Genomic DNA, 9,443 nt, shown 5'->3' with positions numbered 1-9,443 from the left:
CCGCATGGCCACTCGCGACCAGGGCATCATCGACCCGCCCATCGACGCACTGCTGGAGAAGGTCGACTCCAAGTACCAGCTTGTGATCTACGCATCCAAGCGGGCGCGTCAGATCAACGACTACTACTCCGACCTGCACGAGGGCAACCTCTTCGACAACGTCGGCCCGCTGGTGGACTCGACCGTCGAGGACAAGCCCCTCACGATCGCCCTGCACGAGATCCACGAAGACAAGCTGCGCCTGCGCCACGTCGAGTAACACCTGCAGACACCTGTGACGCCGTGCGGCGGCCCGCTCTCGAGCGTGTCCGCCGCACGACGCATACTGGTGCCGATTCCCGCCGCATTCGACCTGGAGCATCGATGACCGACCTGCGTCTGTTCACTTCCGAGTCCGTCACCGAGGGTCACCCCGACAAGATCTGCGACCAGATCTCCGACAGCATCCTCGACGCGATCCTCACCGAAGACCCGCAGGGCCGCGTCGCCGTCGAGACGCTGGTGACCACCGGCCTCGTGCACGTGGCCGGCGAGGTCTCCACCAGCGCGTACGTCGAGATCCCCGCCATCGTGCGGGAAGTGGTCAATCGCATCGGCTACACCTCCAGCGACGCCGGCTTCGACGGCAACTCGTGCGGGGTGAGCGTGTCGATCGGCGCGCAGTCCTCCGACATCGCCGCCGGCGTCGACAAGGCGTTCGAGCGCCGTGAAGACGGCTCGGAAGACCCGCACGACCTGCAGGGTGCCGGCGACCAGGGCATCATGTTCGGCTACGCGACCGACGAGACGCCGCAACTCATGCCGATGGCCATCTGGACGGCCCACCGCATCGCGGAGCGCCTCGCCGCCGTGCGCCGCTCGGGCGCGCTGCCGTTCCTGCGCCCCGACGGCAAGACCCAGGTCACCCTCGGCTACGACGGGCACACCCCGAAGACCGTCGAGTCGGTCGTGCTGTCCACGCAGCACCAGGCCGACATCTCACAGAAGGCGCTGCGCGCCGCCGTCCGCGCCGAGGTCATCGACCCGGTGCTGGAGGAGACCGGGCTCGAGCTTCCCGACGTGTCCTACTACATCAACCCGGCCGGCCCGTTCGTCACCGGCGGCCCCAAGGGCGACGCCGGCCTGACCGGCCGAAAGATCATCATCGACACCTACGGCGGCGCCGCCCGCCACGGCGGCGGCGCGTTCAGCGGCAAGGACCCGTCGAAGGTCGACCGCTCCGCCGCGTACGCGATGCGCTGGGTCGCCAAGAACGCCGTCGCCGCAGGGCTGGCCGAGCGCCTCGAGGTGCAGGTGGCCTACGCCATCGGCAAGGCCAAGCCGGTCGGCCTCTACGTCGAGACGTTCGGCACCGGCCGGGTCTCCGACGAGGCGATCCGCCGCGCCATCCGCGAGGTGTTCGACCTGCGCCCCAAGGCGATCATCGACCAGCTCGACCTGCTGCGACCCATCTACGCCAAGACGGCCGCCTACGGACACTTCGGGCGGGAACTGCCCGAGTTCACGTGGGAGCGCACCGACCGCGTCGAGGAGCTGCGCGCGGCCGCAGGGCTCTAGTGGAACCAACGGGTGCCGACATGACCACCCGTCGGGTCGCGCGAGTGCTGATCGACTCGCCCCTGCCGCAGCTGGACCGGCTGTTCGACTACGAGGTCCCCGACGAGCTCGCCGACACGGTCGTCCCCGGCATCCGCGTGCGGGTGCCGCTGCGCACCGCCGGACGCCTGGTCGACGCGTACGTCATCGAGACCGACCGGGCGGATGCCGCGGGTCGCCCGCTGTCGCTGGTGGACTCGGTCATCTCCACCGTCGAAGTGCTGCCGCCGGGCTTGTACGCCCTGGCACGGCGAGCCGCCGACCGCGCCGCCGGGTCGGCATCCGACATCCTGCGCCTGGCCGTGCCCAAGCGCATGGTGCGCGCAGAGAAGGCGTGGTTCGCCAGTGACCCGGTGCCGGCACCGACGGTGGCCGAGACGGATGCCGCGTGGGCGGGCGACGTGCTGGCCGCCTTCCCGGGGCTGTCCGAGGCGATCACGGCGGGGGAGCGGCTCGCGCTGGACGCCCCACCGCGCCCCGCCCGGCTCTCATCCGGCGAGGACGTCGGCGCGTGGGCGGAACTGCTGGCCGCCGCCGCTGTGCGCACCCTCACCGCCGGGCGCAGCGCCGTACTGGTGGTACCCGATCACCGCGACCAGTCGCAGCTCGAACTGGCCCTGGCCGCCCGCGTGCCCGCCGACGCGCTCGTACGCGACGACGCCCGCCGGTCGGGTCCGGAGCGGTACGCGTCGTACCTGCGGGTGCTGGCGCCGCAGCCGTGCATCGTGGTCGGCAACCGCTCCACCGTCTACGCGCCGGCGCACAACCCCGGCCTCATCGCGATCTGGGACGACGGCGACCCGCTGCTGGCGGAGCCGCTGAGCCCCGGCGTGCATGCTCGCGATGCCGGGCTGGTGCGGCAGGAGCTCGACGGCGCGGCGCTGCTGTTCGCCGGTCACACCCGCACCACCGACGTCGAGCGGCTCGTCGCGATCGGCTGGGTGCGCGAGGTGCCCGCCCGGCGCCGCACCAGCCCCCGCGTCGTCCTCTCCGCCACCCGTGAGGGTGAGTCGCACGGCGCCCGGGTGCCGTCCTCGGCGTTCGCGGCAGCCCGCGAGGGCCTGGTGTCCGGACCCGTGCTGGTGCAGGTCGCCCGCCCCGGTTACGCACCCGTGCTGGTCTGCGCCGACTGCCGCACCCCGGCGCGGTGCCCTCATTGCACCGGACCGCTGCGCGCCCGCCGGCCCGGCGCCGTGCCGGAGTGCGGCTGGTGCGGACGCAGCGCGCCGGCATGGCGGTGCCCGAAGTGCGACAGCACCAAGCTGCGCATGGCGTCCTCCGGCAGCGAGCGCACCGCCGACGAACTCGGCCGGGCGTTCCCCGGCACCCGGATCATCGTCGCCGACGGCGAGCACAAGGTCGCGCGGGTGGATGCCAAGCCGGCGCTGGTCATCGCCACGCGCGGTGCCGAGCCGATCGCCGAGGGCGGCTACCGCGCCGTGGTGCTCTTGGACGCCGACCGCATGCTGATGGCCGACGAGCTGCGCATCGGCGAATCGTGCCTGCGCTGGTGGTCCAATGCCGCGGCCCTGGCCGCCCCCGGCGCCCCCGTGCATCTGGTGGGCGTCACCGGCGCGGTCGCGCGGGCGCTGGCGACGTGGACGCAGCCGGCATACGCGCGCAGCGAGCTGGCGGAGCGCACCCCGCTGCACATGCCACCGGTGGTGCGCGTGGCCACGGTCGACGGCGCCGCCGCCGCGGTGCGCACGTGCCTGGACACCCTGCGCGAAGACGTCCCATCGCTCGGCGAGCAGGCCGTGCTGGGCCCCGTCACCACCGAAGCCGGCTCCCGGGCGGTGGTGCGCTTCGACTACGGCGCCGGCCGCGCCGTCGCCGAGAGCCTGCGTTCGTCGGTCATCGCCGACGCCCTCCACGCCCGACGCTCCGCGAAGGGACGCCCGGGCCCGGCCCGTGCGACCCTGAGAGTGCGCGTCGACGTCCCCGATCTGGATCTGTAAGGAAATACCATGCGCCTCGTTTTCGCGGGTACCCCCGAGCCCGCCGTCCCTTCGCTGCGTGCCCTCGCGGCATCCGGCCACGACCTGGTCGGCGTCGTCACCCGCACCGACGCGCCCCTCGGGCGCAAGCGCGTGCTCACGCCGTCGCCGGTCGCGCAGGCAGCCGCCGACCTCAGCATCCCCACCATCAAGACCGACCGGCTGGATGCCGCCGCCACCGAGGCGATCGCCGCTCTCCGCCCGGACCTCGGCGTGATCGTCGCGTACGGCGGCCTGGTGCGCGAGCCGCTGCTGTCGCTGCCGCCGCACGGGTGGATCAACCTGCACTTCTCGCTGCTGCCGCGGTGGCGCGGTGCTGCCCCGGTGCAGCACGCCCTCATCGCGGGGGACCGCACCACCGGGGCGAGCGTCTTCCGCCTCGTCGCCGAACTCGACGCCGGTGACGTGTTCGGTGAGATCACGTACGACGTGCCCGAGACGGCGACCGCCGGCGACGTGCTGGGTGATCTCGCCGTATCCGGCGCGGGCCTGCTGAGCGACATCGTCGACGCCATCGCCGCCGGCACCGCGCGAGCCGTGCCGCAGCACGGCGAACCGAGCTTCGCCGGCAAACTGACCCTCGCCGACGGCGCCCTCGATTGGAACCAGCCCGCGGCGCGCGTCGTCGACCGCGTACGCGGGACCACCCCCGAACCCGGCGCACACACCACGATCGAAGGACAACGGTTGAAGATTCTCGCAGCGAGCACGGTGGCCGATGCCGCCGGCCTCGCACCCGGTCGCATCGGACTGATCGAGCGCGAGGTCGTGGTCGGCACCGGCGACGGCGGCGTGGTGCTGCACCGCGTGCAGCCAGCCGGCAAGCCGGCGATGGCCGCCGCCGACTGGTGGCGCGGCGCGCGCCTGACCGATGCGATGGCCGGCTCATGAGCGGTGCGACGCTGGCGCGACGGGTCGCCTTCGAGACGCTGCGGGGAGTGCACGAGGCAGACGAGTACGCCAACCTGCTGCTGCCTCGGGAGATCCGCGCCGCGGGGCTGTCCACCGCCGACGCGGGCCTTGCCACCGAGCTGACCTACGGGACGCTCCGCCGCCAGGGCACGTACGACGCGATCATCGCGGATGCCGCGAGCCGCTCGGTCGACGACATCGACCCGCCGGTGCTCGACGCGCTGCGGCTCGGTGTGCACCAGCTGCTGTCCACCCGTGTCGCCTCGCACGCCGCCGTGAACGAGTCGGTCGCGCTGGCGCGGGATGCCGCGGGGCAGGGGGCGGCCGGCTTCGTCAACGCCGTGCTGCGCCGAGTCTCCCGCGAGACGCCGGGGGACTGGATGCAGCGCATCACCGCTTCGGCGCGCTCCGACGACGAACGCCTCAGCCTCGCCTACGCCCACCCGGTGTGGGTGATCCGCGCGTTCCGCCGGGCGCTGGCCGCCGAGGGCCGCGTCGACGAGCTGGAGCAGCTGCTGGCCGCCGACAACGTCTCACCCCAGGTGACGATGACGGCGCTGCCCGGATTGGCCGAGATCCCCGAGGACGCCCAGCCCACCCCGTATTCACCGTTCGGCTTCCGGCTCGGCGGCGGCGCCCCCGATGCGATGATCACCGCGGCGGGTGGCCGCATCCGCGTGCAGGACGAGGGGTCCCAGCTGGCCGCCCTCGCCCTCATCGGCGCCACGCCCGTGCAGCCGGGGGAGCGGTGGCTCGACCTGTGCGCCGGACCGGGGGGCAAGACCGCGATCCTCGCCGCCGAGGCGCTCCTGCGGGGCGCGCACCTCGAAGCCAACGAACCGTCGGCGATCCGCGCCCGCCTCGTGCGGGACTCCGTCTCGGGTGTGCCGGTGGAGGTTCCGGTGAGCCAGGTCGACGGCCGCGACCGCGCCGCGAACGCACCGGGCCAGTACGACCGGGTCCTCGTCGACGCCCCCTGCACGGGGCTCGGGGCACTCCGCCGTCGCCCCGAGGCCCGCTGGCGCAAGAGCCCGGCCGACGTGCCCGAGCTGACGACGCTGCAGCTGGGGCTGGCATCCGCAGCCGTCAAGGCGCTGCGCCCCGGCGGCATCCTCGCCTACGTCACGTGCTCGCCACACCTGGCCGAGACGGCGGCGATCGGCGCCGAGCTGCTGCGCGAGTTCGGTGACGACGTCGAGGAGCTCGATGCCCGCGCGGTCGTCAGCGCCGTCTCCCGCACCCCGCTGGATCTGCCGGCGCAGACCGACGGGTCGGGTCGGGCGCAGCTGTGGCCGCACCGGCACGGCACCGACGCGATGTCGATCACGCTGCTGCGGCGCCGCTGACCCGCCCGCCGCGATAATGGGACGGTGACCGACACCACTGACGTCCGCATCAACCCGAGCATCCTCGCCGCCGACTTCGTGAACATGCAGGCCGAGCTCGCCCGCATCGCCACGGCCGACTTCGTGCACGTGGACGTCATGGACAACCACTTCGTGCCGAACCTCACGTTCGGCCCGCAGATGGTCCAGCGCATCCAGGCGACGAGCCCCGTGCCGCTGGACGTGCACCTGATGATCGACGAGCCGGAACGGTGGGCGCCGGAGTACGCCGAGCTGGGCGCGGCATCGGTCACCTTCCACCTCGAGGCGGCCACCGACCCGATCTCCCTCGCCCGGCGCCTGCGCCAGATCGGCGCCAGGGCGGGCATCGCGGTCAAGCCCGACACACCCGTCGAGGGCCTGTTCGACTCGCTCGACGAATTCGACCAGATCCTGGTGATGACCGTCGAGCCCGGCTTCGGGGGACAGTCGTTCATGCCCGAGACCATGCCGAAGCTGCGCCTACTGGCCGACGAGGCCCGCAAACGCGGCAGCGCGGTGTGGCTGCAGGTCGACGGCGGCATCGGCGAATCCACGATCGCGCAGGCCGCAGAGGCCGGCGCCAACACGTTCGTGGCCGGTTCCGCCGTGTTCGGCGCGCACGATCCGGAGGCGGCGATCGCAGCGCTGCGCACCACCGCGGCCCGCGCCCACCGGCACTGACCGGTAACCTGTCATGGTGAAGACGTTCGACGCGCTGTACGCCGAGCTGTCCGCCAAGGCGGAGCAGCGCCCCGAAGGCTCGGGTACCGTCGCGGAGCTCGATGCCGGTGTGCACGCGATCGGCAAGAAGATCGTCGAAGAGGCCGCCGAGGTCTGGATGGCGGCCGAGTACGAGTCGCAGGATGCCGCAGCGGAGGAGATCTCCCAGCTGCTGTACCACGTGCAGGTGATGATGATCGCGAAGGGGCTGAGCCTCGCAGACGTCTACCGACATCTCTGAGCGCTCCTGTTCACCCCTGCCGCCCCCTCACCGAAAGCCACCCATGCTGCGAATCGCCGTGCCGAACAAGGGCTCGCTCGCCGACACCGCCGCCGAGCTGCTCGCCGAAGCGGGCTACACCGGCCGTCGCGACCCGAAGGTCCTGCACGTGACCGACCCGATCAACGAGGTCGAGTTCTTCTACCTGCGCCCCAAGGACATCGCCACCTATGTCGGCTCCGGCGCGCTGGATGTCGGCATCACCGGCCGTGACCTGCTGCTGGATGCCCGGATGCCGGGTGCGCGCGAGATCGAGCCCCTCGGTTTCGGCGGGTCGACGTTCCGCTTCGCCGGTCCTCCCGGACGCTTCACCACACTGGCCGACCTCGAGGGCCTACGGGTGGCCACCGCCTACCCGGGCCTGGTGGACAGCTACCTCGACGAGCACGGCATCGCCGTGGACCTGGTGCCCCTGGACGGCGCGGTCGAATCCGCCGTGCAGCTGGGCGTGGCCGATGCGGTGGCCGACGTGGTGTCCACCGGCACGACGCTGCGCCAGGCGGGTCTGGAGATCTTCGGCCCGGTGCTGCTCGAATCAGAGGCTGTCCTCATCGGCGCCCCCGTGGAGGCCGACGGCACCGAGACGCTGCTGCGTCGCCTGCGAGGCGTCCTGGTCGCCCGCCGCTACGTGCTCGTCGACTACGACCTGCCCGCCGCGCTCGTCGACGACGCCGTGCAGATCGCCGCCGGCATCGAGTCGCCCACGATCTCGCCGCTGCGCGACCCCGCGTGGGTGGCGGTGCGCGTGATGGTCGAACGCAAGCGGGTGAACCAGATCATGGACGCCCTGTACGGCATCGGCGCCCGCGCCATCCTCGTCACCGCGATCCACAACGCGAGGCTCTGATGACCCTCGCCTGCCGCGTCATCCCGTGTCTGGACGTCGCCGCCGGGCGCGTGGTGAAAGGCGTCAACTTCGCCAACCTGCGCGACATGGGCGACCCGGTGGAGCTTGCCCGCCTGTACTACGAGCAGGGCGCCGACGAGATCACGTTCCTCGACGTCACCGCCACGGTGGACCAGCGCGCCACGACCTACGACGTGGTGCGTCGCACCGCCGAAGAGGTCTTCATCCCGCTGACCGTCGGCGGGGGAGTGCGCTCCACCGAAGACGTGGCCCGGCTGCTGGGGGTGGGTGCCGACAAGATCGGCGTCAACTCCGCCGCCATCGCCCGCCCGGCGCTCATCGACGAGATCGCCGACCGCTTCGGCGCGCAGGTGTTGGTGCTCTCGCTCGACGTCAAGCGGTCGGATGCCACCGCGTCGGGGTTCGCCGTGACCACCCACGGCGGTCGCACCGAGACCTCGCTGGACGCCCTTGATTGGGCACGTGAGGCGATCGCGCGCGGCGCCGGCGAACTGCTGGTGAACTCCATCGACGCCGACGGCACCAAGGAGGGTTTCGACCTCGAACTCGTGGGCCTCATGCGCGAGCTCTCCAGCGTCCCGGTCATCGCCTCCGGGGGAGCGGGCACCGTCACCCACTTCGCCCCCGCCGTGCACGCCGGGGCCGACGCCGTGCTGGCGGCGTCGGTGTTCCACTCCGGACAGCTGACCATCGCCGACGTCAAGGACGCCCTGGCTGCCGACGGCATCCTGGTGCGCGGACGGGAGAACGCGACATGACCGAGACCGTGGACGAACGCATCGCCCGGGTCGCCTTCAACGCCGACGGCCTGGTCGCCGCGATCATCCAGCAGTGGGACACCCGCGAGGTGCTCATGCTGGCGTGGATGGATGCCGAAGCCCTCCGCCGCACCCTCACCACCGGCCGGGTGACCTTCTGGTCCCGCTCGCGGGGCGAGTACTGGCGCAAGGGCGACACCTCCGGTCACATCCAGCTCGTCCGCGGGGCGCGGCTTGACTGCGACGGCGACGCCGTGCTGGTCGAGGTGGAGCAGGTGGGCGCCGCCTGCCACACCGGAAACCACACCTGTTTCGACGCCGACGACTTGCACCCGCAGACGGCGCCGTCATGACCCGACGGGCACGCCTGGTCGCCGTCCTCGCAGTGCTGGTCGCGGGCGGGGTGTGCGTCATCTCCTCGACGCAGACCTGGCTGGACGTGACCCTCACCGGCGGTGCCGAGCAGGCGCTTGCCGTGTCGGGTACCGCCGCCCTGCCGGTCCTGGCGCCGCTGGGCCTGGCCGCGCTCGCATTGGGGCTGGCGCTGACGATCGTGGGGCGCGTGCTGCGCTACGTCTTCGGTACGTTGGCGGTGGCGATCGGGGCCACCCTGATGGCCATGACATGGCCGGTGACGCAGCCACGCCCGATCGACCAGGTCGCGGCCACCGTCACCGACGCGACCGGGCTGAGCGGAACCCAGGCGGTCTCCGACCTCGTCGCGCAGACCACCGCGACCCCGTGGCCCTGGGTGACCCTCGCTGCCGCGATCGTGCTCATGGCAGGCGGCGTCTTCACGCTGATCACCGCTCACCGCTGGCGCGGATCGGGTCGCCGCTACCGCACCGACGCTGACACCGCCGGGCCCGCCACCTCACGTCCGCACGACGCGATCGACTCGTGGGACGACCTCTCCCGCGGCGCCGATCCGACATCCTGACCCCG

11 protein-coding genes are annotated in these 9,443 nt (G+C 72.3%); all 11 read left to right on the top strand.

Features of this window, described 5'->3' with window-relative positions; translation table 11 throughout:
- The first annotated feature begins 4 nt into the window (after positions 1-4).
- The 11 genes from rpoZ (at position 5) to QNO11_RS06655 (ending at position 9,438) form a co-directional block, all read left to right on the top strand.
- On the top strand, positions 5-259 hold the full coding sequence (gene rpoZ, locus QNO11_RS06705) for a DNA-directed RNA polymerase subunit omega (RefSeq protein ID WP_257509843.1): 255 nt from the start codon (positions 5-7) through the stop codon (positions 257-259).
- A 104-nt stretch (positions 260-363) separates the two neighbouring features.
- The gene (gene metK, locus QNO11_RS06700) at positions 364-1,557 is read left to right on the top strand and encodes a methionine adenosyltransferase (protein WP_257509844.1); all 1,194 of its coding nucleotides are present in this window, start codon (positions 364-366) and stop codon (positions 1,555-1,557) included.
- Between the two features lie 20 nt (positions 1,558-1,577).
- Positions 1,578-3,554, top strand: coding sequence for a primosomal protein N' family DNA-binding protein (locus QNO11_RS06695; protein WP_257509845.1), 1,977 nt, complete (start codon positions 1,578-1,580; stop codon positions 3,552-3,554).
- A 9-nt stretch (positions 3,555-3,563) separates the two neighbouring features.
- Positions 3,564-4,484: a methionyl-tRNA formyltransferase gene (fmt, locus tag QNO11_RS06690; RefSeq protein ID WP_257509846.1), complete on the top strand. Its 921-nt coding sequence runs from the start codon at positions 3,564-3,566 to the stop codon at positions 4,482-4,484.
- Complete coding sequence (locus tag QNO11_RS06685; protein WP_257509847.1) at positions 4,481-5,851, top strand: RsmB/NOP family class I SAM-dependent RNA methyltransferase; 1,371 nt, start codon at positions 4,481-4,483, stop codon at positions 5,849-5,851. The genes fmt and QNO11_RS06685 overlap by 4 nt, the downstream gene beginning before the upstream one ends.
- Positions 5,852-5,875: 24 nt before the next feature.
- Positions 5,876-6,553 (top strand): ribulose-phosphate 3-epimerase, encoded by a 678-nt coding sequence (gene rpe, locus QNO11_RS06680; protein ID WP_257509848.1) that lies wholly within the window; start codon positions 5,876-5,878, stop codon positions 6,551-6,553.
- Between the two features lie 16 nt (positions 6,554-6,569).
- Positions 6,570-6,833: a phosphoribosyl-ATP diphosphatase gene (locus QNO11_RS06675; RefSeq protein WP_257509849.1), complete on the top strand. Its 264-nt coding sequence runs from the start codon at positions 6,570-6,572 to the stop codon at positions 6,831-6,833.
- A 43-nt stretch (positions 6,834-6,876) separates the two neighbouring features.
- On the top strand, positions 6,877-7,719 hold the full coding sequence (gene hisG / locus QNO11_RS06670) for an ATP phosphoribosyltransferase (protein ID WP_257509850.1): 843 nt from the start codon (positions 6,877-6,879) through the stop codon (positions 7,717-7,719).
- Positions 7,719-8,498 (top strand): imidazole glycerol phosphate synthase subunit HisF, encoded by a 780-nt coding sequence (gene hisF, locus QNO11_RS06665; RefSeq protein ID WP_257509851.1) that lies wholly within the window; start codon positions 7,719-7,721, stop codon positions 8,496-8,498. Before hisG ends, hisF begins: the two co-directional genes overlap by 1 nt.
- On the top strand, positions 8,495-8,851 hold the full coding sequence (gene hisI / locus QNO11_RS06660; protein ID WP_257509852.1) for a phosphoribosyl-AMP cyclohydrolase: 357 nt from the start codon (positions 8,495-8,497) through the stop codon (positions 8,849-8,851). The genes hisF and hisI overlap by 4 nt, the downstream gene beginning before the upstream one ends.
- The gene (locus tag QNO11_RS06655) at positions 8,848-9,438 is read left to right on the top strand and encodes a Trp biosynthesis-associated membrane protein (RefSeq protein ID WP_257509853.1); all 591 of its coding nucleotides are present in this window, start codon (positions 8,848-8,850) and stop codon (positions 9,436-9,438) included. Before hisI ends, QNO11_RS06655 begins: the two co-directional genes overlap by 4 nt.
- Positions 9,439-9,443: the final 5 nt, after the last annotated feature.

This window comes from Microbacterium sp. zg-B96 (genome assembly GCF_030246865.1).
In the GTDB taxonomy this organism is placed as follows: domain Bacteria; phylum Actinomycetota; class Actinomycetes; order Actinomycetales; family Microbacteriaceae; genus Microbacterium.
The sequence above is the reverse complement of the archived record's forward strand: the minus strand, read 5'-3'. Positions and strand labels throughout refer to the sequence as shown.

What these genes read in the sequence shown, in the direction of transcription:
- rpoZ (WP_257509843.1), top strand. Translation starts at nt 5, where the DNA reads ATGGCCACTCGCGACCAGGGCATCATCGACCCGCCCATCGACGCACTG.
- metK (WP_257509844.1), top strand. Translation starts at nt 364, where the DNA reads ATGACCGACCTGCGTCTGTTCACTTCCGAGTCCGTCACCGAGGGTCAC.
- QNO11_RS06695 (WP_257509845.1), top strand. Translation starts at nt 1,578, where the DNA reads ATGACCACCCGTCGGGTCGCGCGAGTGCTGATCGACTCGCCCCTGCCG.
- fmt (WP_257509846.1), top strand. Translation starts at nt 3,564, where the DNA reads ATGCGCCTCGTTTTCGCGGGTACCCCCGAGCCCGCCGTCCCTTCGCTG.
- QNO11_RS06685 (WP_257509847.1), top strand. Translation starts at nt 4,481, where the DNA reads ATGAGCGGTGCGACGCTGGCGCGACGGGTCGCCTTCGAGACGCTGCGG.
- hisG (WP_257509850.1), top strand. Translation starts at nt 6,877, where the DNA reads ATGCTGCGAATCGCCGTGCCGAACAAGGGCTCGCTCGCCGACACCGCC.
- hisF (WP_257509851.1), top strand. Translation starts at nt 7,719, where the DNA reads ATGACCCTCGCCTGCCGCGTCATCCCGTGTCTGGACGTCGCCGCCGGG.
- hisI (WP_257509852.1), top strand. Translation starts at nt 8,495, where the DNA reads ATGACCGAGACCGTGGACGAACGCATCGCCCGGGTCGCCTTCAACGCC.
- QNO11_RS06655 (WP_257509853.1), top strand. Translation starts at nt 8,848, where the DNA reads ATGACCCGACGGGCACGCCTGGTCGCCGTCCTCGCAGTGCTGGTCGCG.